The organism is Nocardia sp. NBC_01009 (genome assembly GCF_045208035.1).
Classification (GTDB): Bacteria; Actinomycetota; Actinomycetes; order Mycobacteriales; family Mycobacteriaceae; genus Nocardia.
Genome location: NZ_CP108695.1, coordinates 7,050,935 through 7,074,902 on the forward strand (window position 1 = coordinate 7,050,935; position 23,968 = coordinate 7,074,902).

General features: G+C 66.6%; 22 protein-coding genes and 1 pseudogene. 12 read left to right on the plus strand and 11 right to left on the minus strand.

What is annotated here, in order from left to right:
* Positions 1 to 236: 236 nt before the first annotated feature.
* Together OHA42_RS31780 and OHA42_RS31785 are read left to right on the plus strand one after the other, a co-directional pair.
* A complete protein-coding gene (locus OHA42_RS31780) occupies positions 237 to 1,367 on the plus strand; it encodes a phosphotransferase family protein (RefSeq protein ID WP_406231403.1) in 1,131 nt (376 codons plus the stop codon).
* Between the two features lie 8 nt (positions 1,368 to 1,375).
* Positions 1,376 to 2,473: a hypothetical protein gene (locus tag OHA42_RS31785; protein ID WP_406231404.1), complete on the plus strand. Its 1,098-nt coding sequence runs from the start codon at positions 1,376 to 1,378 to the stop codon at positions 2,471 to 2,473.
* 100 nt (positions 2,474 to 2,573) lie between these two features.
* Here the strand turns inward: OHA42_RS31785 and OHA42_RS31790 are convergent, their stop codons facing one another.
* The 7 genes and pseudogenes from OHA42_RS31790 to mqo form a co-directional block, all read right to left on the minus strand.
* Positions 2,574 to 3,005 (minus strand): VOC family protein, encoded by a 432-nt coding sequence (locus OHA42_RS31790; protein ID WP_328403859.1) that lies wholly within the window; start codon positions 3,003 to 3,005, stop codon positions 2,574 to 2,576.
* A 361-nt stretch (positions 3,006 to 3,366) separates the two neighbouring features.
* Positions 3,367 to 3,657: pseudogene (locus tag OHA42_RS31795) on the minus strand (cobalamin biosynthesis protein); the annotation flags it as partial.
* Positions 3,644 to 5,356, minus strand: a complete 1,713-nt coding sequence (locus OHA42_RS31800) for a cobyrinate a,c-diamide synthase (RefSeq protein ID WP_406231405.1) — start codon at positions 5,354 to 5,356, stop codon at positions 3,644 to 3,646. The gene OHA42_RS31800 and the pseudogene OHA42_RS31795, both read right to left, overlap by 14 nt.
* Positions 5,357 to 5,483: 127 nt before the next feature.
* Positions 5,484 to 6,098, minus strand: coding sequence for a cob(I)yrinic acid a,c-diamide adenosyltransferase (cobO, locus tag OHA42_RS31805; protein ID WP_328403865.1), 615 nt, complete (start codon positions 6,096 to 6,098; stop codon positions 5,484 to 5,486).
* Between the two features lie 336 nt (positions 6,099 to 6,434).
* Positions 6,435 to 8,465: a magnesium chelatase subunit D family protein gene (locus OHA42_RS31810; protein ID WP_406239736.1), complete on the minus strand. Its 2,031-nt coding sequence runs from the start codon at positions 8,463 to 8,465 to the stop codon at positions 6,435 to 6,437.
* 284 nt (positions 8,466 to 8,749) lie between these two features.
* Complete coding sequence (locus tag OHA42_RS31815; RefSeq protein ID WP_328403867.1) at positions 8,750 to 9,199, minus strand: GNAT family N-acetyltransferase; 450 nt, start codon at positions 9,197 to 9,199, stop codon at positions 8,750 to 8,752.
* Positions 9,200 to 9,217: 18 nt separating this feature from the next.
* Entirely contained in the window at positions 9,218 to 10,732 is a 1,515-nt protein-coding gene (mqo, locus tag OHA42_RS31820; RefSeq protein ID WP_406231408.1) for a malate dehydrogenase (quinone), read from the minus strand.
* Between the two features lie 273 nt (positions 10,733 to 11,005).
* Between mqo and OHA42_RS31825 the strand changes: the two genes are divergently transcribed.
* A complete protein-coding gene (locus OHA42_RS31825; RefSeq protein ID WP_406231410.1) occupies positions 11,006 to 12,064 on the plus strand; it encodes an alpha/beta hydrolase in 1,059 nt (352 codons plus the stop codon).
* Here OHA42_RS31825 and OHA42_RS31830 read toward each other — a convergent pair.
* The 3 genes from OHA42_RS31830 to map form a co-directional block, all read right to left on the minus strand.
* Entirely contained in the window at positions 12,044 to 12,607 is a 564-nt protein-coding gene (locus OHA42_RS31830) for an alpha/beta hydrolase (RefSeq protein WP_406231412.1), read from the minus strand. The genes OHA42_RS31825 and OHA42_RS31830 overlap by 21 nt on opposite strands.
* A gap of 115 nt (positions 12,608 to 12,722) precedes the next feature.
* Positions 12,723 to 14,273: a cobyric acid synthase gene (locus tag OHA42_RS31835; RefSeq protein WP_406239738.1), complete on the minus strand. Its 1,551-nt coding sequence runs from the start codon at positions 14,271 to 14,273 to the stop codon at positions 12,723 to 12,725.
* A gap of 67 nt (positions 14,274 to 14,340) precedes the next feature.
* Complete coding sequence (gene map / locus OHA42_RS31840) at positions 14,341 to 15,204, minus strand: type I methionyl aminopeptidase (protein ID WP_406231414.1); 864 nt, start codon at positions 15,202 to 15,204, stop codon at positions 14,341 to 14,343.
* A 244-nt stretch (positions 15,205 to 15,448) separates the two neighbouring features.
* On the opposite strand from map, the gene OHA42_RS31845 reads away from it, so the two are divergent.
* The 4 genes from OHA42_RS31845 to OHA42_RS31860 all read left to right on the plus strand — a co-directional run bounded on the left by OHA42_RS31845 (position 15,449) and on the right by OHA42_RS31860 (position 17,683).
* Positions 15,449 to 15,892: a hypothetical protein gene (locus tag OHA42_RS31845; RefSeq protein WP_406231416.1), complete on the plus strand. Its 444-nt coding sequence runs from the start codon at positions 15,449 to 15,451 to the stop codon at positions 15,890 to 15,892.
* The gene (locus tag OHA42_RS31850; protein WP_406239929.1) at positions 15,877 to 16,284 is read left to right on the plus strand and encodes a hypothetical protein; all 408 of its coding nucleotides are present in this window, start codon (positions 15,877 to 15,879) and stop codon (positions 16,282 to 16,284) included. Before OHA42_RS31845 ends, OHA42_RS31850 begins: the two co-directional genes overlap by 16 nt.
* On the plus strand, positions 16,193 to 16,570 hold the full coding sequence (locus tag OHA42_RS31855; RefSeq protein ID WP_406239740.1) for a CHAP domain-containing protein: 378 nt from the start codon (positions 16,193 to 16,195) through the stop codon (positions 16,568 to 16,570). The genes OHA42_RS31850 and OHA42_RS31855 overlap by 92 nt, the downstream gene beginning before the upstream one ends.
* Positions 16,571 to 16,672: 102 nt before the next feature.
* Entirely contained in the window at positions 16,673 to 17,683 is a 1,011-nt protein-coding gene (locus OHA42_RS31860; RefSeq protein WP_406239742.1) for an LLM class flavin-dependent oxidoreductase, read from the plus strand.
* A 78-nt stretch (positions 17,684 to 17,761) separates the two neighbouring features.
* Here the strand turns inward: OHA42_RS31860 and OHA42_RS31865 are convergent, their stop codons facing one another.
* Positions 17,762 to 18,397 (minus strand): GntR family transcriptional regulator, encoded by a 636-nt coding sequence (locus OHA42_RS31865; protein WP_406239744.1) that lies wholly within the window; start codon positions 18,395 to 18,397, stop codon positions 17,762 to 17,764.
* A 249-nt stretch (positions 18,398 to 18,646) separates the two neighbouring features.
* Between OHA42_RS31865 and OHA42_RS31870 the strand changes: the two genes are divergently transcribed.
* The 5 genes from OHA42_RS31870 to OHA42_RS31890 all read left to right on the plus strand — a co-directional run bounded on the left by OHA42_RS31870 (position 18,647) and on the right by OHA42_RS31890 (position 23,966).
* Positions 18,647 to 19,774, plus strand: coding sequence for a TIGR03364 family FAD-dependent oxidoreductase (locus tag OHA42_RS31870; protein ID WP_406231418.1), 1,128 nt, complete (start codon positions 18,647 to 18,649; stop codon positions 19,772 to 19,774).
* 44 nt (positions 19,775 to 19,818) lie between these two features.
* A complete protein-coding gene (locus OHA42_RS31875) occupies positions 19,819 to 20,472 on the plus strand; it encodes a phosphonatase-like hydrolase (protein ID WP_406239746.1) in 654 nt (217 codons plus the stop codon).
* An 81-nt stretch (positions 20,473 to 20,553) separates the two neighbouring features.
* A complete protein-coding gene (locus OHA42_RS31880) occupies positions 20,554 to 21,624 on the plus strand; it encodes a 2-aminoethylphosphonate ABC transporter substrate-binding protein (protein ID WP_406231420.1) in 1,071 nt (356 codons plus the stop codon).
* Between the two features lie 25 nt (positions 21,625 to 21,649).
* On the plus strand, positions 21,650 to 22,894 hold the full coding sequence (locus OHA42_RS31885; protein WP_406231422.1) for an ABC transporter ATP-binding protein: 1,245 nt from the start codon (positions 21,650 to 21,652) through the stop codon (positions 22,892 to 22,894).
* A gap of 169 nt (positions 22,895 to 23,063) precedes the next feature.
* Positions 23,064 to 23,966, plus strand: coding sequence for a 2-aminoethylphosphonate ABC transporter permease subunit (locus tag OHA42_RS31890; RefSeq protein ID WP_406231424.1), 903 nt, complete (start codon positions 23,064 to 23,066; stop codon positions 23,964 to 23,966).
* The last annotated feature ends 2 nt before the right edge of the window (positions 23,967 to 23,968 follow it).

Sequence of the window (23,968 nt, forward strand, 5' to 3'; positions counted from 1 at the left end):
TGACTCCACAAGAGGGCAACGTATCGAGGCGGAGAGGCTGTCCGCTTCCAGGAAGTCCCCGATTTCAGCCCCTACCTCCGGGGTATGAGATCTAGCCCGAAGGATGAGTACCCCGGTACTGTCAACCCTCGATGCCACCCAGTGAGCGGGTTACATTTTCTTGCTGTTTTCCTGGCCATACGCAACTAGAACGCGTTACATTTTGGCCGAAGGTTCATGGTGCAGGAGGATGAAATATGGCCGAAGATCCCGATCCCACCGCGCAACGGCAGCTGACTGTCAGCGACCGCGATCTCGACGCCCTCGCCGAGGATTTGTCCCGGTGGCTGGATTCGAAGGTCTCCGCTGACCACCCGCCGAAGATCTCGGCGCTGTCGCGTCCGCAGGGCGCCGGGATGTCGAGCCCGACGGTGCTGTTCGACGCCGAATGGAGCGTGGACGGCAGGCACGAGGCCGGATCGTTCGTGGCGCGGATGACGCCGGAGGCCGAATCGTTCCCCGTGTTCGAAAACTATGATCTGGAAACGCAATACAAGATCATGGCGGGCGTCGCCGAAGCCTCCGACGTGCCGGTGCCCGAACTGTGCTGGCTGGAAACCGACGAAAAGGTGCTCGGCACCAAGTTTTTCGTGATGAAACGAATCGACGGACGGGTGCCCGCGGACAATCCGCCGTATGTGTTCATCGGCTGGCTGTTCGATGCGAGCCCCGAAGAGCGCGCCCAGCTCACCGCCGGCACGGTGGAGGTCATCGCCAAAATCCACGCGATCCCGGATCCGGCCACCCGGTTTCCGATGCTCGACGGCCCCGGCCAGGCGCTGCGCAGGCATGTCGAGTGGCATCGCAAGTGGTATCGGTGGGCGCTGGCCGACGACGGGTACCCGATCCCGATCATCGAGCGCACCTTCGACTGGCTCGACGCGCACTGGCCCGCCGATCCGGGGCCCGATGTCCTCGCCTGGGGTGACTCGCGACCGGGCAACATCCTGTACAACGGCTTCGAACCGGTCGGTGTGCTGGACTGGGAGATGGCCGGCCTGGGTCCCCGCGAGCTGGATATCGCCTGGCTCATCTTCATCCACCGCTTCTTCCAGGACATCGCCACCCGCTTCGATCAGCCGGGCCTCGCCGACTTCCTGCGCCGCGACGACATCGTCGCCAAATATGAAGAGATCACCGGATATACGGTCCGCGATCTCGACTTCTACATCGTCTACGCCGCGCTGCGCCACGCCATCGTGATGGCCAGAGTCAAGCGCCGGATGATCCATTTCGGCGAGGACACCGACACCCCCGACCGCGACGACTACGTGATGCATCGAGCGAGCCTGGAGGCGCTGCTCGCCGGAACCTACGAGTGGGATTGAGACCAGCAATGCCTGTGCCCTTGGACGAGTACCCGATCCATCAGACACACCTGTCCCTGGCCCGAGTGGCCAGCAGCGACCGGAACTTCTACGACAGAAGCTATTTCAACGGCCATGACCGCGACGGGGGCACGTTCTTCGTCACCGGCTTCGGCGTGTACCCGAATCTCGGCGTGACCGACGCCTACGCGGCCGTCCGGCGTGGCGACACCCAGCGTTCGGTCCGTTTCTCCGACGCGCTCGGCGATCGGAGCCTGGACCAGCAGGTGGGCGGCTATCGCATCGAGGTGCTGGAGCCGTTGCAGCGGATCCGAGTGATCTGCGAACACGACGACCTCGGCTTCGACCTCACGTGGGAAGGCTCGTTCCCGACAGTCCAGGAGCAGCCGCACCTGATCCTCAACGGCAACCGGCCGATCATCCAGGCGACCCGTTTCGCACAGGTCGGCTCCTGGGCAGGCACGCTGCACGTCGACGGCACGGATTTCACCGTTGACCCGGACATCTGGATGGGCACCAGGGATCGTTCCTGGGGTATCCGACCGGTCGGCGAGCCCGAACCGCCCGGCCGCGCCGCCGCGGAGCCCTCGGGTGGCTTCTGGTGGATGTATGTGCCGATTCGCTTCGACGACTTCGCCATCGTGGTCATCGTGCAGGAGGAGCCGGACGGGACCCGCACCCTCAACGACGCGGTCCGCGTCTTCCCCGACGGCCGCACCGAACAGCTGGGCTGGCCGCGGATCCACATCGACTACCGTTCCGGCACAAGGCATCCAGTCGGCGCACGACTGGAACTCACCACACCCGACGGCAAACCGCTCGAGGTCGAAATCAAGACCGTCACCAATGTCGCCCTGCATGTCGGCTGCGGCTACGGCGGCGACCCCGACTGGTTGCACGGCCGCTGGATGGGCCGCGACTGGTCCTCCAGCAGCAGCTACGACCTCACCGATCCCGCCATCGCGAGCCGAGTCCCCTTCGGTGTCATCGACCATGTCGCGCACGCCCGGTGCGACGACGCCGAAGGTTGGGGCCTGTTCGAACACGCCAGCCTCGGCCGCCACGACCCGACCGGCTTCGCCGACTGGGGCTCGGTAGCGCCCTGATACCGCACCGGGTGCGGGCACTCCGAACGGTGCCCGCACCCGGCTACGCTATGTTCCAGTGCGGAAGCAATGCACCACAATGCCTCGCCCCGTGCGGATTTCAGCTCTCCGGTCGAGCCAGCTCCGGACGTTTGACGTAGTCGGTCAACCCGATCACATTCCCCCAGGGATCGGCGACCTCGACACTCCATCCCGTGCCGACTTCGTACGGCGCACCGAGCACTGGCACCCCGTACCCTTCGAGCTCCGCGGCCGCGGCCAGCGCATCGGGCACCTCCAACCACAACCGCATCCCCGACAACCCCTGTGCACCCGCGCTCGGATCCACCCGGACCATTACCCCGGCTACCTCCCCGCCGACATCGAACACCGCGATACCGTCCTGCGGCAGCGTGAACTTCACCGCCATCCCCAACGCACCCTCGTAGAACTCCACCGCAGCACCCAGGTCGCCGACCGGAACCAGCACGTTGTCGATACCTCGGATCTCCATCCCGCCATCGAACCACGCCGACGCCACCGATACGGGCACTGCCGGAGAATGGCGACCTGCGCCCGAGCGCAGAACCTACTGTGGGCGCGGCAGATTCCGGCAAGAACAGAGCGAGCCGCCCCGACGCCGACGACAGCCGAACCAGACTGCGGCTCGGCCTTCCCAACTCTCGGACCGGTCGGCGGAGCACCACAGCAGAGGGGTGATGGGATTCGCGGCCCGATGATTCTGGGTCATCGCCGATGCGCGATTCGCCCGCGTGGACCAACGAGCTGCCTGCTAATTCGCCGTCGTGGGCTGTTCGGGAGCAGGCTGATTCGCTGCGGGCAGGACGATGGAGTGCGGCGGCGATGACGATGTGGTCGATGGTTCGCTTGGGGATAGTGAGCGAGCCGTTGGCTGCCAGGATCGCGGCAGCTTCGGCAACGCTGGGGGTGCCGAGGAGGGTGTTGGTCCGGGTTGATGGATTGGGGACACGGACTTCGGCCAGTTCTGCGTTGGTGTAGGCGCGGACCGGAATCGCGAGGTGGGCTGCTGCGGCCCGGATGCCGGGCTCGGCGGCACGGCGATCGAGCGTTGCCAGGCAGCGGATAGGTTTGTCGCCCAGTGCTTCTCGGATGGCAGAGAGGATTCGCTCGGCCGAGGTTCCCGGTCGGAAACCGAGGCCGACGGCGAACTCACGTGGCGGCACGGGTGGGTGTGTAGTCGGCTGCGGCGGCCACGAAACGTGCTACAGCTCGCGGATTTCCGGCTGGGTGGGTGTGCAGGTAGGAGGCGTGCACGCGGTGGACGAGTGCGCCTTCGCGGATTCGGTCGCCGCCGGCGTGCCAACCCCATGCGGGGGTGTCGGGTCCGGTGGTGACGAGTCGGGTCCGGTGGAATTCGTGGCCGCGCACCCGCTCGCCCGCTCGCCAGAGCGGAGAATCGGTGAGCGCCACCGCATCTCGATAGCCGAGGGTCAGGCGCGGTCCGAATTCCGCAGTCGCGTCGACAACGCCTGCCATCGTGTGGCCGTCGAGCGATCGGGTGAGATACAGCAGGCCGGCGCATTCGGCGTGCACCGGCATCCCGCGCCCGGCCTGCTCGGCCACCTGCGCGAGCAGACGAGTATTGGCCGCCAGGTCGGCGGCGTGTTCCTCCGGGAACCCGCCCGGCAATACCAGACCTGCTGTGCCGGTGGGAAGTTCGTCGTGCATCGGGTCGAAAACCACCACCTGTGCCCCCGCCGCGATCAACAGCTCGCGGTGCTCGGCGTACCCGAAGGTGAACGCAGGCCCGCCGGCGATGGCGATCACCGGCGCGAATCTTGCCTTCTCAGTGAGAGTTTCGGCGGCATGGTCGATGTCTGCACCACTGAGGGGCAGCGACTCGACGGTCGTGGGCGTGGTCTCCCGCCCGGTGACGTGCGTTCCGTGCGGCTCCCCTTCCGAGGTCGGCCGCACCACCGACCGGCTGTCACCGCTCAGCCCTTCCTCGTCTGGCCGCGTTGCCTCAGCTCCAGCATCGGAGTGTGCGCCCACCAACGCACCGGTTTGTATCGACGAGGCTGGACCGGGCCTACTCGCTCCGACCGTCTGATCCCATGCCACGCTCGCAGCCGGCGGCGCGGCCGAATGCGCGCGCAACTCCACTCCCGGATCCCAGATCGGACCTGCGGCCGTCGTGTGGGCAAGACTCGCGATGGCGCGCAGATCGACGTGGGCGGAAACGAGATCCGTCATTGCATCGACCGCGGCAGTGGCGGCGGCGCCGTGTTCGACAGCGGGGATGAGACCGAGGTGGCGGGAAGGGACTTCCAGCTCGGACATTCGTGGCAGTGAGCCGAGGACGGGCAGGCCGACGCGCTCGCAGGCCGCGCGCAGTACTTGATCGTGGCGTTCGCTGCCGACGCGATTGAGGACTACACCGCCGAGCCTGATCGTGCTGTCGAAAGTGGCGAACCCGTGCAACAGCGCGGCGAGGCTCTGGCTATGGCCGCGGGCATCGACCACTAAAACCACTGGTGCGCCAAGTAATCCGGCGACCTGCGCGGTGGATCCCTCGGCGATGGGCCCGGACTGGTTCTCGTCGATGCGGCCGTCGAACAGCCCCATCACACCCTCGACCACCGCGAGGTCACATCCCTGCGCACCGTGCCGATACAGCGGCACAACACGTTCCATGCCGACCAGCACCGGATCGAGGTTGCGCCCCGGCCGCCCCGCGGCAAGTCCGTGATACCCGGGATCGATGTAGTCGGGCCCGACCTTGAACGGCGCAACCCGATGCCCTGCCCGCCGCAACGCCCCGATCAACCCCGTCGCCACCGTGGTCTTCCCACTTCCCGACGCCGGCGCGGCAATCACCACCGCAGGAACGCTCACCGAATCCGCACCCCTCGGGACCCGCATCCACTCCGCCATTCAGCACCATCGGCCGCCGACACCGGGCCCACGCACTGCCGGCCGGCGAGCGGTACATGGTGCAGCGGGCTGCTCGGCGTTCGGCGCAGCCATGTCCCACTCGTCGAAGCGAGGGTCACCATTCGATGCCTCGTTGGCCTTTTCGGCCTGCGTCCATGGGGTGTTTGACTTTGGTCATTTCGGTGACGAGGTCGGCGGCCTCGACGAGGGCCACCGGGGCGTCACGGCCGGTGATCACGACGTGTTGGTTGCCCGGTCGGTTTCGCAGTGTCTCGACGACCTCGTCGGTGTCGACCCAGCCCCACTTCAGCGGGTAGGTGAATTCGTCGAGAACGTAGAAGCGGTGCTGCTCGGCTTCGAGTCTGCGGGCGATCTCCCGCCAGCCTGCCAGCGCGGCGGCGGCGTGGTCCTCGTCGCTGCCCGGCTTGCGGGTCCACGACCAGCCTTCGCCCATCTTGTGCCATTCGACCGCGCCACCAGCGCCGGTTTCCTCGTGCAGCCGGCCGAGGGTACGAAAAGCGGCTTCCTCGCCGACCTTCCACTTGGCGCTCTTCACGAACTGGAACACCGCTACGTCGAATCCCTGGTTCCAGGCACGCAACGCCATCCCGAACGCCGCGGTCGACTTCCCTTTGCCCGGCCCGGTGTGCACCGCCAGCACCGGCTGATTGCGCCGCTGCCGCGTGGTCAGCCCATCATCCGGAACGGTCTCCGGCACACCCTTAGGCATCGAAACTCCTTGGTAGTCCATTGATCAGTACGCCCGCACTCATGTGGACGCCATCGCCTGTCGATCTACGCTGTGCCGAACAGTGCCGACGGTCGGCCGGCTGCGCCATACCTGGAGCCGCCGAAGGGTCGGGGGCAGATAGCTGTGCCACCACGAACAGGTAGTTCGTAGCGCTGTGCACGCGCCGAGGTGACTGGATCAGGTACAGACGACATCGACTGTCGAGGCCAGGGCGTAGCGGCGGTGCGCTGAGGCAACTCGCGCCGCGGTACACCAGCCCCGATGGCCGGCGCAGGCGGCGTCGGCTATCGACGACAGGCAGTTGTGCCGTCACGATCAAGCGGCTCGCATTGCCGGGTGCGCGCCGTAACGACCCGAGCCTGCGCGGACTACATCGGCTACCGATTCACCGGTCAGCTCGCCGAGTCGCAGGTAGCCGGCGCGCAGGCTGCGGGCCAGGTCGGCGGCGAGGCCGAGGCGGATCATGCCGCGTTCGCAGTCGACAACGATCGAGGTCACCGTTTCGTGGGCCAGCATCGCGGCCGCAGCGCGAGCACGGGGCACCGGATCGGCGCCGCCGGTGGCGCGGCCATCGGTGAGGAGCACGAGCATGGGGCGACGGCGAGGGTCACGGACTCGTTCGCGGTGCACCACCTCGCGGGCCTTCAACAGGCCTGCGGCGAGCGGGGTTTTGCCGCCGGTACGCATGCCGGACAGGCGGCGGACCGCGATATCGACCGAGGAGGTCGGCGGCAGCACGAGTTCGGCTTCCTGTCCGCGAACGGTGATCACGGCGACCTTGTCACGGCGCTGGTAGGCATCGCGCAGCAGGGCGACGACAGCGCCGGTGACCGCGGAAAGCCGGTCCCTTGCCGCCATCGATCCGGAGGCGTCGACCACGAAGATGACCAGATTGCCTTCGCGCCCTTCGCGATACGCACCGCGCAGATCTTCGGCCGACAGCATCAGCGGACCGTCGCCGCGGCCGCGGGCGTGCTGGTGCGGGGCGGCCGCGAAGACGGTGCCGAGCAGATGTAGTCCGGCGGAGGTGTCCGTACTGGAGCGGACGGTGCGGCCCTGCCTGGTCTGCGCTCGGGAGCGGCGGCCCGCCGCACCCTCACCGACGCCGGGGACTTCCCAGCGTGGCGGAGCCACGACCGACGCAGCGGGAGCACCGGTTCGGCCTTCGCGAGCCGCGGGCGACTGCCCGCCGCCGGGTCCGCTGTCCGGGGAATCCGGGCCGCCGTCGGGTCCGTCGTCCGGGGAATCCGGTCCCTCGCTGTCCGGACCGAAATCGTCCGCGCGACTCGGATCCGGCGAAGGCTGATCCTGCGCCCGGTCGGTCCCGAATTCTTCTTGCTCCGTACCGTTTTCGCCACCCGGCTGCTCGGCGCGCGCCGCTTCCTCGCCCGCGTCGCGCATCGCGTCGTCGAGCTGTTCTTCGCTGATGCCCGGCTCGTCGAACGGATCGCGCCGTCGCCGGTGCGGCAGTGCCAGCTCGGCGGCAACACGCACGTCTTCTTCACCCACGGTGTCGGCGCCGCGCCAAGCCGCGTGCGCCGTCGCGGTCCTGGCAACCACCAAGTCCGCGCGCATCCCATCCACATCGAAAGACGCACACAGTGCGGCGATTCGGCGCAACTCCACATTGTCGAGCGCTACGCCTGCGACGCGATCGCGGGCAGTGAGAATCCGTTCGGCGATATCCCGGTCGGCGGCCGCGTAACTCGCCGCGAACCCGGTCGGGTCCGCCTCGTAATCCAGCCTGCGGCGTACCACGGCCATCCGCACATCCACCTCCCGTGAGGCGGCGACATCGACGGTCAGCCCGAACCGGTCCAGCAGCTGCGGACGCAGCTCCCCTTCCTCCGGGTTCATCGTTCCCACGAGCACGAACCGCGCCGGGTGCGAATGCGAAACACCGTCGCGCTCGATATGCACCCGCCCCATCGCCGCCGCATCGAGCAGCACATCCACCAGATGGTCGTGCAGCAGGTTCACCTCGTCGACGTAGAGCACGCCGTGATGGGCGGCCGCCAGCAGGCCCGGCCGGAACGCCTGTTCCCCGTCCCGCAGCACCCGCTCCAGATCCAGCGAACCGACCACCCGGTCCTCGGTCGCGCCGACCGGCAGTTCCACGAGCCGAGCCGGCCGCGCGCCCGTCTCATCGACCACCGGCGGCAGCAGCTGCGCAAGCGCACGCACCACTGTCGATTTCGCGGTGCCCTTCTCCCCGCGCACCAGCACCCCCCCGATCCCGGGATGCACCGCGCACAGAATCAACGCCAGCTGCAACCGCTCCTGCCCCACCACCGCCGAGAACGGGAACCCCGCCTCACCATCCGCGCCAGGACGCGAACCACTCAGCGAATGGGCATGCGGTGCAGTTTCCGTATGGGACAAGGACACGCCCCAACTCTATTCGCGCCACACCAGCCGATCCCCAGCACCCTCCACCAGCCGCGACCTACCGACGCCCCCACTCGGCACGATGCGCCTTTCGAGCGCAGCGAGACCGAGCACTAGAGTTCGCGGCCCGTCTCGCTTCCGAGCCGTCGAAGCGCATGCGCCGAAGGCGCGAGTCTCGACGGCTCGGAAGCGAGACCAAGGGGGCCGCGAACACGCAGCGCCGCAGGCGCTGCCAAAAAAACTCAGCCCCTGCGCATGGGGGTGTGCATGATGCCGTCGTCGTCGAACTCTTCACCGTCGGGCTTGAAACCGAACTTGGTGTACATGTCGACCAGGTATGTCTGGGCGCTCAGGCGCACGGTGGCGGAGCCGGCTTCGGCCAGGGCAGCTTGGACCAGCCTGGTGGTGTAGCCGTGGCCGCGGGCGGGGACCGCGGTGCACAGGCGGCCGATGCGGAAGGATTTCACGCCGTTTTCGTGCTCTTCGAGCAATCGCAGCGTCGAGATGACCTCACCCTCGTCGTCGAGCCAGAAGTGTCGGGTCTCCGGCAGCAGATCCAGGCCGTCCAGTTCCGGATAGGCGCACTTCTGCTCGACCACAAAGACTTCCACGCGGAGTTTCAACAGCTGATAAAGGGTGGCGGTGTCGAGATCCTGCGCCCATGACCGTTTGAGTGCAACCGTTGACATCATCGCGTTTTGGTACCACACCTACGCCGTCGGCGCGACCCCCTCGTATTTCCGCGTGTTGTCCGACACGCCCGTGAGGTTCAACGTCTTGCTGGTCCAGTCCCACACTTCGCGGTACAGAGCCTGGTTCTCCGAGAGCTTCACGCCCAGCGAGGGGACCATTTCCTTCAGCTTCGGCATCCAGTCCGCGTACTCGCGCGGGAAGCAGCGCTCCAGCACATCGACCATGGCGCTCACACAGGTCGACGCGCCGGGCGATGCGCCGAGCAGACCGGCGATGGAGCCGTCCTCGGCCGCGATCACGGCGGTGCCGAGCTCGAGCACGCCGCCTGCACCCTTGCGACGGATGATCTGCACGCGCTGACCCGCGGTGATCAGTTCCCAGTCGTGGCCGTCGGCCCGCGGGACGAACTCCTGCAGCGTGTACACCTTGCCCGCCTCGGACTTCAGCAGCTCACTGACCAGGTACTTGACCAAGCCCAATTCGGTAACGCCGACGCCGAGCATCGAGAACAGGTTGCCCGGACGCACCGACTTGAACAGGTCGGTCAGCTTGCCGTCCTTGAGGAACTTCGGCGTCCAGCCCGCGTACGGGCCGAACAGCAGGCCCGGCTGTCCGCCGATGACGCGAGTATCCAAGTGCGGCACCGACATCGGCGGCGCGCCGACGGCGGCCTTGCCGTACACCTTGGCTTCGTGCTGCTTGATCAGCTCAGGGTTGGTGCAGCGGAAGAACTGGCCGCTCACCGGGAATCCACCGAAGCCCGCGATCTCCTTGATGCCCGCCTTCTGCAGCAGCGGCAGCGCGCCACCGCCTGCCCCGACGAAAACGAATTTGCTGATGAGCGTGCGGGTTTCGCGGGTACGCAGATTACGCACCCGCACCAGCCAGGTGCCGTCGGACTGCTTGGTCAGGTTGCGCACCTCGTGGCCGAAGGCCAGGTCCGCGCCGGACTTGCCGAGGTAGGCGAGCAATTCCTTGGTGAGCGAACCGAAGTCGATATCGGTGCCGGCATCGGTCCAGTTCAGCGCGACCGGGTCGGAGAAGTCGCGCCCCTTGGCCATCAGCGGCAGTCGTCGGCTGAATTCCTCAGGGGTGTCGATGTACTCCATGCCCTCGAACAGCGGGTGGCGCGACAGCGCCTCGTAGCGCTTGCGCAGGTACTGGACGTCGTCGGCACCGTGCACGAAGCTGACATGCGGGATGGGGTTGATGAAGCCCGACGGATCGCTGAGCAGGCCGTTCTCCACACCGTAGGCCCAGAACTGCCGTGAGACCTGGAAGCGCTCGTTGATGTCGATCGCCTTGGAGACGTCGACAGAACCGTCGGGCTTCTGCGGGCTGTAGTTCAACTCACACAGCGCCGAGTGGCCGGTGCCCGCGTTGTTCCACGGGTCGCTGCTCTCCGCCGCAACGGCGTCGAGCCGTTCGAACAGGGAGATCGACCAATCCGGCTGCAGCTGGCGAAGCAGCGCGCCGAGGGTGGCACTCATGATGCCGGCACCGATGAGTACCACATCGGTCTTTTCAGTCATGGCAGCGTTCGGCACGGGTAGATCGACTTCCTTGTCACTTCTGCGGCTGCCACCCTCTTGGTGGTTAGCCTTGGCACGGGCGCTATATGGAGTTTTACGAGCCTGGCGTGACTCGGCGGTGAGTAGGTTACCCGCCGTTCACCTATTGCCAATTGTGCACCTCACCGGTTCGATCACCGGCAACGAACCTGTCGAATGTGACATAGATTCCTCCCCTGCCCTCGGCGACGCTGGAACTTCAATCCGACGCAAACGTCGCCTAGATTGGTTGTCGTGACGAACGAAACCTCGCTAGGCGTGTCGGACATCACGACGGGCGCGAAGTGGCAACCGGACGTTCTCGGCGCGGGTTACGAGCAGCGGACCCTGGCGTTCGGCCCCGATCCCGACGGCGAGGGTGACGCGGTGGCCACACTGGTCAAGTACACCCCGGATTCCGGCGCCGCGGCCACCGAGCTCGCGGTGCTGTACGTGCACGGCTTCACCGACTACTTCTTCCAGCAGCATCTCGCCGAGCACTTCGCCGGGCGCGGGCACCAGTTCTATGCCCTGGACCTGCGCAAGTGCGGACGCTCGCTCCGCGATGGGCAGACACCGCACTACGTCACCGATCTGGCGCTCTACGACGCCGAGCTCAACGAGTCGCTGCGCATCGTGCGCGAGGAGACCGGTGGCGAGGTGCTGCTCGTCGCGCACTCCACCGGTGGGCTGATCGTGCCGCTGTGGCTGGACCGGCTGAATCGGGCCAAGGGCACCGTCGCATCCGGCATCACCGGTTTGGTGCTCAACAGCCCGTGGTTCGACCTGCAGGGCCCCTCGTACTACCGGACCATCGGCACACCCGTGATCAAGGCGCTCGGCAAGTTCCGGTCGATGATCGAGCTACCCGGCGGGAAGATCAGCTCCTACGGCGACAGCCTGCACCACAGTGTCGCGGGCGAATGGGACTACAACCTCGATTGGAAGCCGCTGAGCGGCTTCCCGGTCCGCTTCGGCTGGTTGCGGGCCATCCGCAATGGTCATGCCCAGCTGCAGGCGGGTCTCGCAATCGGGGTGCCCGCGTTGATCCTGCGTTCCCGGATCACCAAGTTCGCGCGCAAGTACGGACCCACGGTCGACGTGGCGGACGCGGTGCTCGACGTCAGGCAGATCCAGCGCTGGTCCGGCTGCCTCGGCGATCGCACCAACATCGTCCCGATCGACGGCGCACGGCACGACGTGTTCCTGTCCTCGGCCGAGCCGCTGGCGAAGGCGTTCACCGAACTCGACAACTGGCTGGACTGGCTGGCGATCTACCTGCGCAAGTCCGCCTCACCAGAGGCTGGTGCGTAACACGATCTCGGTCGCCAGCTCGTGGTCGGCTTCGGTCGCCACATTGTCGACGTCGATCTCCACCACCCGGAACTCGCCGTAGACGTAGCGTCCGGACGTATCCGCGACCATACGCGGCATGTTCTTGGTCACCAGCACGGTGACAGCGAGTTCGACCGGCCGGCACGCTGCGTCCAGCACGGTCCCATCCGCGGCGGGCACCGCGGGGTGGCCGCGATCGGCGACCACCAGGCTGATGAACCGGCCGAAACCGCCCGCACACAGCTGCCAGGCCAGTTCCGCGCCCGACCCGCGCCCGGCGACATTCACCCATGGCACGCCGAGCTCGTCGAGAATGCCGTGTACACCGGCGGTGTCCAGGTCCGCTATCGATTCCACCGCGATGGTGCGCAGGTCCGAATTGTGCAGTCGAGCACAGACCTGGTCGTACACATCGACCGGATCACCCGCGTCGGGCAGCAGCAACACGCTGTGCCGAGATTCGGGCCCGTCGACCCGCACGGTCCAAGCCCGGTCACCGACCGTGATCCGCCGAGATTTCATGCCGGAGTACGGTACACGGCCCGGTTGAACAGAGCCGCGTGTCGAACCTCACCTGCGAGTCAGACGTGGGGTTCACCACTATTTCTCCGGCCATGCATTCCTGGGTTCACCCAGCTCAGCGACTTGCGGAGCTCGGCGCCATCGCGGCAGTGAGGACAGGAAGGCCGCCGGGCGCACCGTCGACGATCAGGCGTTCCAGCTGTGGGAAGTCGAGGTGCTCTTCGACCAGGTCGGCGAGCAGATCGAGTTGGGCGCAGCGAATCGCAGCAACCGAAACATCCTCGGCGACAAGGAAACCCGGTCGTCCGGCCGCGGCGGCGATCTGCCGCAGCCACATTCGACGGAACCCGTCCGATTCAAGCAGACCGTGCAGGTGGGTGCCCCACACCGCACCGCGGACGCTGCCCTCGGGTACGCCTGCCAGCTCCAGCCAGGCGGGATCGGTGCTGCGACACACCCTTCCGTGATGAATTTCGTAGCCCTGCAACGGCATTCGCTCCCCGTCTGGGAGCAGGGTGCGCCCGGAGGCCCGGCGCAGTACCTTCGGGTCGGCGAATTCGATATCGAGATCGAGCAGTCCGAGGCCCTCGACGACGCCCGCACCGGATTCGACGGTGTCGGTGATCCGGCGGCCGAGCATCTGATAGCCGCCGCAGATGCCGAGGATCGGTTTGCCCGCAGCCGCGCGAGCCGTCAACGCGTCGGCGAGCCCGGTGCGGCGCAACCAGGCCAGGTCATCGACCGTCGCCTTGCTGCCGGGCAGCACCACGAGGTCGGCCTCCGACAGCCTGGACGGCTCGCTCACCCAGCGCACCGCGACTCCCGGCTCACAAGCGAGGGCCTCGACATCGGTGGAGTTGGAGATACGCGGCAGCCTGATGGCGGCAACGGTCAGCCATTCGGCACCGACGGGCGGGCGGGGACGGCCGACCGGAGCATCGGCGACGGTGCCGAGGGAGTCCTCGGCGTCGATCCAGAGTTCGTCGGCGAAGGGGATCACGCCCAGTGTGGGACGGCCGGTGAGTTCGGTGAGCCGTTCGAGTCCGGGCCGCAGCAGTTCGACATCGCCGCGGAACTTATTGATCACGAAGCCCGAAATCAGTTGCTGATCTTCGGGATCGAGCACTGCAACGGTTCCGAAGAGGTGGGCGAGCACCCCGCCGCGATCGATGTCGCCGACCACGAGAACCGGCAGCCGAGCCGCCTGAGCCAGTCCCATGTTCGCCAGATCGGTGGCCCGCAGGTTGATCTCCGCGGGCGAACCCGCCCCCTCGCAGATCACCACGTCGAATTCCGCACGCAGAGAGGCGAGTTCGGCCGCAACGACCTCCCGCAAATCCTGTCGGTGCCGGAAGTAATCGCGCGCTCCCACCGTGCCGACCGCTTGTCCGCGCACCACCAGCTGAGAACGGCGGTCGCTGCCCGGCTTGAGCAGCACCGGATTGAACCGCACGCTCGGTTCCAGCCCGCACGCCTGCGCTTGCAGCGCCTGTGCCCGCCCGATCTCCCCGCCGTCGAGGGTGACGACGGAGTTGTTGGACATGTTCTGCGCTTTGAACGGCGCGACGCGCACGCCGCGACGCGTCAGCATTCGGCAAAGCCCCGCCACCACAACGCTTTTGCCCGCATCCGAGGTGGTGCCCGCGACGAGCAGTGCGCCTTTCACGCCGCTGCCGCGCCGCCCGGGTGCGCGCACACCCGCGTCGAACCGCGCGGCCCAGCGCAGCCACCTGTCACGGCAGGGTCAGGATTTCAGCGCCCGTGTCCGTGACCACCAGGGTGTGCTCGAACTGTGCGGTCCACTGACGGTCCTTGGTAACCACGGTCCATTGGTCGCCCCAGATCTCGTAGTCGATGCCGCCGAGGTTGATCATCGGCTCGATGGTGAAGGTCATGCCCGGCTCGATGATGGAGTCGACGGCAGGCTGGTCGTAATGCAGGATGACCAGGCCGCTGTGGAAGGTGGGGCCCACGCCGTGACCGGTGAAGTCCCGGACCACGCCGTAGCCGAAGCGGTTGGCGTAGGACTCGATCACCCTGCCGATCACATTCAGCGCACGACCGGGCCGAACAGCCTTGATGGCCCGCATGGTCGCTTCCTCGGTCCGCTCGACCAACAGCCGAACCTCCTCGTCCACATTGCCCGCGAGGAAGGTCTTGTTGGTATCGCCGTGCACCCCGTCGATGTAGGCGGTGACGTCGATATTCACAATGTCGCCGTCCTCGATCACGGTCGAGTCCGGAATCCCGTGGCAGATCACCTCATTGAGCGAGGTGCAGCACGACTTCGGAAATCCCTTGTACCCGAGGGTCGATGGATAGGCCCCATGATCACACATGTACTCGTGTGCGATCCGGTCCAGTTCGTCGGTCGTGACGCCGGGCGCGACGGCCTTGCCCGCCTCTTCCAGCGCCTGCGCGGCGATCTTTCCCGCGATCCGCATTCTTTCGATGGTTTCGGCCGTCTGCACCCAAGGTTCGTTGCCCTCGTTGACGGTCTTCTTCCACGCGTACTCCGGACGCTCGATCGAGCGCGGAACTTCCCGAGTCGGCGAGAGGGTCCCGGGAACAAGCGGCTGACGGGTGCGCACTGACATGGCACCAGACTATCTGCCATGCTCTGCGGCCACCTCGCGGCGGTTGACGTGCCGATCGCAGTCGCGAACGATGCCGCCCGAGCCGGATGTGGAACGTTACCAATGTCGGGAATGACCGATAATCTGCCGAAGAGAGGGATCCAGCCGCCGGAGCATCCGGCGGTACCGGCCGAGCGAGGTTACAGATGGTGCTCTTAAACCCGATAGCACGCGATATCAGGACAATCGCAGGATCGGAGCAGCAATGAGTACTACCCGCGATGAACTGGTCGGCTTCGTCGACACCCTGTACATTCCCAAGATCGCCAGCGGCTTCACGACGTCGGCCATTCGCGCATCACAGGAGGCCATCGAGACGTCGATTCTGCTGTTCGCTTCGGGCCAGGGTGACAAACAACCCGATCTGGTGGGTTGGATGGAGAAGCAGAAGCTACTCGACACCGCCGCATTCGACAACGCCAAATCCGAGGGACTGATGGTCGACGGCTACAGGACTCGGCAGACCGACGTCGACACGAAGAAAGCCGAGATGGATCAGCAGGGCACGAACGTCAAGGACACCACCTTTTCTACCTTCAACCTCTCAAACGCAACGTATGTGGCGGTCAAGGAACGATTCGGTCAACTCGATCGGATCTCCGCAGTATCAACGAGCGTCGAGACGAGGACGGAGTGCAACTGCCGCTGACGATCGGCGAGGAGATCCGCACGCTGCGCTTCGTCCTGCACGCCGTAGACGACGTACACGGCAAGGTCGAGGGGGCGTGGGCCCAGTCCGAAAGTCATGCGCGCACCATCGCCGCCTCGCACCCGAGCCCTTCTGGCGGTTACTCATCTTCGCGGCCCTATTCGACGGCGTTGCCCGCGAGTACGGCCAGCTACAACCCCAAGGGGCATGGCACTGTCGCCGACATCCTCACGCAGGCACAGCGCGAACTGGCGCTCGGGGTCCACGAGCAGGGCGGCAACAACGTCGCAGCGGCCTACGATAAGAACGGCAACCTGGTCAAGAGGCCATACGACATCAACGGGCCGTGGTGCCGCCTTTTCCACCTATGTGTGGGATCAGGCCGGGTATGAGGTCAAGTGGACCAACCCGAATTTCGTGCCGAGCCTCTGGTCCGACGCCCATAAGATGAATTTGTGGGACTACACCTCGGGCGCACAGCCAGGCGACATGATCGTCTTCGACTGGAAGAACGACGGGGAACTGGACCATGTGGGCATCGTGGAGTCCATCAACGGCAACAAGATCACCACTATCGAGGGCAACTCTGGCGACGAGCTGAAACGCAACACCTACGACATGGGAGATCGAAGATTGATCGGCGTCATCAAGCCGCCCGCGCAGAGTATCGCGGTCTAGCCCGACCGAAGACTGTTCCGCTGCCCGACGGAATAGTCACGGACCACGGTCCGTTTACCGCAGTAGTTGACATCGAAACTACTCATGGACGGGACTCCAGCCGTGGAATTGGGACTGACGACGTTTGCCGAGTTGTACGCGGTCGGCGAGCGCCCCGCGCCGAGCGCCGGAGAACGGTTGCGCGAGGTGGTCGAGGAAGCGGTGGCGACCGAGACATCCGGACTCGACGTCTACGGCGTCGGCGAGCATCGCCGCAAGGATTTCGCGGCATCCTCGCCCGCGGTGGTATTGGCAGCGATCGCCGCACGAACCGAGCGCATCCAACTGACCAGCGCGGTCACCGTACTGAGTTCAGACGACCCGGTCCGGGTGTACCAGGATTTCGCGACCCTCGACGGACTGTCCAAGGGCCGAGCCGAACTGATGGCGGGCCGTGGTTCGTTCACCGAGTCGTTCCCGTTATTCGGCTACGACCTCGCCGACTACGACGAACTGTTCGAGGAGAAGTTGGCACTGCTGCTGCATCTTCGCGAGGACCAGCCGGTGAACTGGTCGGGCAAGTTCCGGGCTCCACTGCGGGACGCGGTCGCGTATCCGCGCACCGACAACCGGCCGTTGCCGGTGTGGATTGCCGTGGGCGGCAGTCCCGAGTCGGTCATCCGAGCCGGGCTGCTCGGACTGCCGTTGGCGATCGCGATCATCGGCGGCGAACCCACACGGTTCAAGCCGCTGGTCGATCTCTACCACCGCGCTGTCGCAGAAGGCGGACACGACAAGCAACCGGTGGCGGTGCACGCGCACGGCTACATCGCCGACACCGATGAGCAAGCCGTCGCGGATTTCTACGAGCCGTATGCACTCGCGATGAACACCATCGGTCGCGAACGCGGCTGGGGTCCGATGACAAGGGCCCAGTTCGACGGTCTGCGTTCGCAGAGCGGTTCACTGTTCGTCGGGACGCCGGATTATGTGGCGGCCAAGGTCGCCGATATTCGCGACACCCTTGGACTGGATCGGTTCATGCTGCACACCAGCGTCGGCACGCTGCCGCACGAGAAGGTGCTGCACAACATCCAACTCCTCGGCGAGAAGGTGGCACCGCAGGTCCGCTGATAGGCGGGAAGCCGCACACCACGCCGGGCGACCAGCATCGCCGGGCGCGGCGTTCGATCTCCCCGCGGCCGCTGCCTACTAGGAGAGCTGGGCTTCGAAAGCGATCCGGTCGCCGCGGTACAGCGACCGGACACGCTCGATCGGCTCTCCCTTCCCGTCGACACTGCGACGGTTCAGCAGCAAAAGCGGTAGGGCCGTGGTGCATTCGAGCAGAGCGGCTTCGCGTGGGGAGGCGAGAACCGTCTCGATGCGTTCGGTCGCCCTGCCCAACTCGACACCCGACGCACGCACTGCCGCGTATAGCGACGTGGTCGGGTCATAGGTGTCGTACAAAGCACGGAAGCGGACGAGCGGCAAGAAGGTGCTCTCCAATCCGATGCGCTCACCGTCGGCGAGTAGCACTCGCTCGAGGTGCATCACCGGAGTGCCGAGCGCGAGCCCGAGCACGTCGGCGGTGTCGGCGTCGGCGGGCACATCCTCCCAATTGACCAGCAGTCGACCAGGCACCCGACCGAAGCTGATCGCGCCTTCGGTGTAGGAACGCAACGACAACGGCTGCACCATCTTCGGCCGCGACACCACAGTACCGCGACCCTGGCGCCGAATCCTGCCTTCCACCAATAGATCTCGCAGCGCTTGCCGGACGGTTTCGCGGGCGACCTCGAACCGGACGGCCAGGTCGCGTTCGGAAGGGACCGGGTCACCCTCGGCCATGTCGCTCAGAATTTCTTCGAGTTCCGTGCGCACCAGGTACGACTTGGGCAATCGGCTCGGCTGCGCAGAATCAATGCGCCCACCGCGTCGTTCCTCGTTGCCGGCTACCACCGCCGCCTGGGCGTCGACCCCCGCCACGTCCGCTCCGTTCATGCCGACAGCGTACCCGTGATTGGTCTATACCAATTGTTAACCTAGCGTTCGCACAGGAAACACCCATCGGTCTAGACCATTGCCCACTATGTGTCCATGCGATTGGTCATCATCGGAGGTGGAATCCTCGGCACCGCACATGCCCTGGCCGCGATCGGCCGTGGGCACGAGGTCGTGCAGTTGGAGCGGGAGCCGGAAGCCCGTGGCGCCACGGTACGGAACTTCGGTCTGGTGTGGGTCTCCGGGCGCTCGGCCACGGAGCTCGATCTCACCCTGCGGTCCCGGCAGCTGTGGGAGGAGATCGGCGGCCGGGTCCCCGGCATCGGGTTCCGCCCCGCAGGATCGATCACGCTGGTGCGCACACCCGCCGAGCTCGCCGTCGCCGAGGCCGCCGCCGCAGACCCGAGCGCGCAGGCCCGCGGCTTCGAATTGCTCGAGCCGGAGCAGGTGCGCGCGCTCAACCCCGTCCTGCGCGGCAAATTCCTTGCGGGACTGCATTGTTCGACCGACGCCGCAGTGGAGTCGCGCCAGACGCTGCCCGCGCTGCGCGCGCATATGGCGGCCTCGGGCCGCTACACCTTCCACGCGGGCACCGAGGCCAGGTCGGTCACCGATACCGGTTCCGGCGCCACCGTAGCCGACGACCAAGGCCGCAACCACCACGCCGATCTGGTGCTCGACTGCCCCGGCGCGGCACACTCCGGCCTGACCCGCGAACTGGTCGGGAACATCCCGGTCCGCCGCGTCCGGCTGCAGATGATGCAGACCGCGCCGCTGGGTGAGTTGCTCACCACCGCCATCGCCGACGGCGACAGCTTCAGGTACTACCCGGGATTCGCGGGCACCGAGACCGACGCACTGAACCAGGAGCAGTCCCAGACCGCCACCGCCGCCGAGCACAAGATGCAACTGCTGTGCGTGCAGCGTCTGCACGGCGGCCTCACCATCGGCGACACCCATGAATACGAGGAGCCTTTCGCCTTCGACGTGGACGAGGCGCCTTACGAACACCTCACCGCCATCGCCGAGGAAATGCTCGGACGCAAACTGCCGCAGGTGGTTCGGCGCTGGGCCGGTGTCTACAGCCAGAGCATCGACCCCACCGCCATCGTCACCCGAGCCATGGCCGACGAGCACATCTGGGTGATCACCGGCCCCGGCGGCCGCGGCATGACCCTCGGCCCCGTCCTCGGCGAGGAAACCGCCGACCTACTCAATTTGTGAGGAACGCTGTGCCGGACAAGAACATCCAACTCGCCGTACTCGACATGGCAGGCACCACCGTCGCCGACGGGGGCCTGGTGCTGCGCGCCTTCGACGTCGCCGCCACCGCCGCGGGCATCGAAACCGAAGGGCCCGACCGAGACACAGCGCGCAAGTACGTGCTCGACACCATGGGCCAGTCGAAGATCGCGGTGTTTCGCGCCCTGCTCGGCGACGAAGACCGCGCCGAGCAGGGCAACCGCGCCTTCGAGGCCGCCTACGAGGCACTGATCGACGAGGCCGACATCACACCGATTCCCGGTGCGGTCGAGGCGATCCGCGCGCTGCGCGCTGCGGGTGTCAAGGTCGCGCTCACCACGGGCTTCAGCCGCAGCACCCAGGACCGGCTACTGAATGCCCTCGGCTGGAACGACATTGCCGATCTGACCCTGGCGCCGTCCGATGCCGGGCGCGGACGCCCCTACCCCGACATGGTCCTCACCGCACTGCTGCGCCTCGGCGTCGACGCCGTCGATCAGGTTGCGGTGCTCGGCGATACGACCAGCGATATCGGCACCGGCCTCGCCGCCGGCGCCCGGATCGTGGCGGGCACCCTGACCGGCGCGCACGACGAAGACCAGCTGCGCGCCGCAGGCGCCACCCACGTGGTGGCGTCGGTCACCGAGTTCGCCGAGCTGGTGCTCGCCGACCGAACCTGATCCGTCACCCCGGACGGAGCCGAGCAAACCAACCGCCCCCTTCGACACCTCACTCGACACGAACCGAAAGTTGCAGCAATCGTGCGTACTTCGAACACACAGGGCCGCCTGACGCGCACCATCTCCCGCACCGCGCTGATCATCGCGTCCGTCTCTGCTGTCGCACTCACCGCAGGATGCGGTGGCACCGGCACCGACAGCGGCGACGGCAAGACCGTCACCGTGTACTCCGCCGACGGCGTCGGCAGCTGGTACACCACCCAGTTCGCCGAATTCGAGAAGCAGACCGGCATCTCGGTCAACCTGGTCGAGGCGGGCTCCGGCGAAGTCGTCAACCGAGTGGACAAGGAACAGTCCAACCCGCAGGCCGACGTGCTCGTCACGCTGCCGCCATTCATTCAGAAGGCGAAAAGCGCTGGGCTGCTGCAGGACAGCGGTGTCGACACCACCGCGGTCGCGGCCGCCGACAAGGATCCGGAAGGCAAGTACGTCACCCTCGCGGGCAACTACTCGAGCTTCATCGCCAACCCCGCCGTGGACACCACCACCATCACCTGGGACGACCTGCTGAAACCGGAGTACAAGGGCAAGCTGCAGTACTCGACCCCCGGTCAGGCCGGCGACGGCACCGCGGTGCTGATCCTGCTGCAGAACCTGCTCGGCAAGCAGGGTGCGCTGGATTACCTCGGCAAGCTGCAGGCCAACAATGTCGGCCCCTCGTCCTCCACGGGCAAGCTGCAGGCCAAGGTCGACAAGGGTGAGCTGGTCGTCGCCAATGGCGATGTCCAGATGAACCTGGCCAACATCAAGGACAAGGGTTCCAAGTTCACCCTCTTCTTCCCCGCCGCTGCCGACGGCAAGCGCTCCACCGTTGCCCTGCCGTACGTGATGGGCATGGCCAAGGGCGCCCCGCACAAGCCGGCGGCCGAGAAGCTGATGGAGTTCCTGCTGTCGGCCGATGCGCAGAAGGCGCTGCCCGATGCCTTCGCGGTGCCTGCTCGCACCGAGCTGCGCGACGCGCCCACGACCGGCACCGTGCCCTCGGCAGCTGCGACGCTCAAAGGTGTCGAGATCGTGAATGTCGATTGGAACAAGGTGCTTCGAGAACTGGACGGCGACGTTGCCGCGTACCAGAAGGCCACCGGTAGCTAGTTCGCCAGAAGTGAGGAGCCGCAACATGTCCGACGGTGACGCGCCCCCGAAATCGTCCCCCGTGACCACCACCGTGATCGCAACCGCACCGGCCACCGTGCCCACCGGCGTCGAACCCGCCATCGTGTTCGACCGGGTCGGGGTCAGCTACGGCCGCGGCCGCAAGACCACCGTCGCACTGAGCGATTTCACGCTGCGCGTCGCCGCCGGGGAGACGGTCGCGCTCCTCGGACCCAGCGGCTCGGGCAAGTCGACCGCGCTCAAGGCACTGGCCGGGTTCGTCCGGCCCACCTCGGGTGCGGTACGGCTGTCCGGCCGCGACGTCACCGACCTTTCCCCCGCCAAGCGCGGGATCGGCGTCGTGGTGCAGTCCTACGCACTGTTTCCGCATATGAGCGTGCACAGCAATGTCGCTTTCGGCTTGAAGTCACATCGCGTGCCGCGCAAGGACATTGCTGGGCGGGTAGCCGAGGCACTTGCCATGGTCGGCATGACCGCCTACGCCGAGCGCCTGCCCCGTGAGCTGTCCGGTGGCCAGCAGCAGCGCGTCGCGATCGCCCGGGCACTTGCGATCCGACCGAAGGTACTCCTGCTGGACGAACCGCTGGCCGCGCTCGACGCCCAGCTGCGGCAGTCGATGCTCGGCGAGCTCCAGGAGTTGCGGAAGGCGTTGCCGGACACGGCGATGCTGTATGTCACCCATGATCAGTCCGAAGCGTTGGCGCTGGCGAATCGGATCGCGGTGATGCGCGAAGCGCGGCTTGTCGATATCGACACCGCCGAAAACCTGTGGCAGCACCCGCCCACCGGGTTCACCGCCGACTTCCTCGGCGGCGCAAACCTGGTGCCGTGCACCGTCAATCGAGTCTCCGGCACCTCGGCTCTCGTCACGGTCGGCACGCACACGCTGCGAGCCGATGCGCCGCAGCCGGGTGTCGGACGCCCCGGTTGGGCAGTGGATTCGGCTGCACTGCTGTGCATTCGGCCGCACACCGTGCAGATCGGCGCGACTTCGGAGCGCAATGCCGTGCGCGGCACTGTGGTTTCCAGCGTCTGGCGCGGCGCGGTCACGCGTGTGCGTCTGACGCTCGACGGACTCGCCGACGAGATCAGCGTCGACGTACCCGGCCACTTCGATACCGAGGCCGGAGCGGTCTTGGGCGTCCGGTTCCCGGACCCGGCCGGCGTGCTGATCCCACCGACACTCGGAACCGAATTCGACAGTTCCGCAAGCAATTCCGTTGCGGACGAGCTGGGAGCGCAAGCATGAGGGGCTGCGCGCTCCCGGACCGGCCGGTCGGCGCGCCCGCGTCCGACCCGGCCGGTGCCCCAACTCTGACTGGACCGAGCTCGGACCCGCGACGATGCAGCGGACCGGATCTCGGACTCGCGACTACTGCCGCCATGAACTGGGTCACCGCAGGCGTCGGGTGGCGACCATGAGCGCCTGCAGGATCCTCGATTCCCCTGCCGAGACCGTCCCCGCGCCATCGCCCACACGGGGGCGCACCTGGCGGCCGGTGCTCTGGAGCCTGCCGCCGCTGCTGGTGGTCCTGGTCATCGCGGTGTACCCGATCGTGCGGGTGCTCGCCGAATCCACGGTGACCCCGGAAGGTCGCGGCACGGCCGTCTGGTCGCGGGTGCTCGGCTCGGAGTCGTTCCGTGATGCGTTGTGGCGCACCATTTCCATTGCGGTCTTCTCGACGGCCGGGTGCCTGGTCCTCGGCACCTTCCTGACGATCGTGCTGGCGTTCGTCCCTTTCCCCGGTTCCACGCTGGTCGGCCGCCTGATCGACACGATCCTGACCATGCCGTCATTCCTCATCACGCTGGCCTTCACCTTCCTGTACGGCACGGCGGGCGCGGTGAACGCCGTTGCCACCGAGATCACCGGCCGCACCACACCGCTGCTGGATTTCCTGAGCACCCCGCTCGGGGTGATCCTCGCCGAAATCACCTTCTTCACACCGTTCGTGGTGCGGCCGCTGCTGGCCGGTTTCGCCCAGCTGCCGCGCGAGCAACTGGATGTCGCTGCCAGCCTCGGCGCATCGCCATGGCGAGTGTTGCGTCAGGTGGTCATGCCCGAAGCGTGGCCCGCGCTGGCCGCGGGCGGCAGCCTCGTACTTCTGCTGACGCTCAACGAGTTCGGCATCGTGCTGTTCACCGGTGCGAAGGGCGTGACAACGCTGCCCGCCTTGATCTACACCCGCGGCATCGTGACCTTCGATCTGCCGGGCGCGGCGGTGCTCGCCACCGTGCAGGTGCTGCTGTCGCTGAGTCTGTACATCGGCTATCGGTTGATCTTCGCCCGGGTCACCGGACCGATCAGAAAGGAGCGCTGACC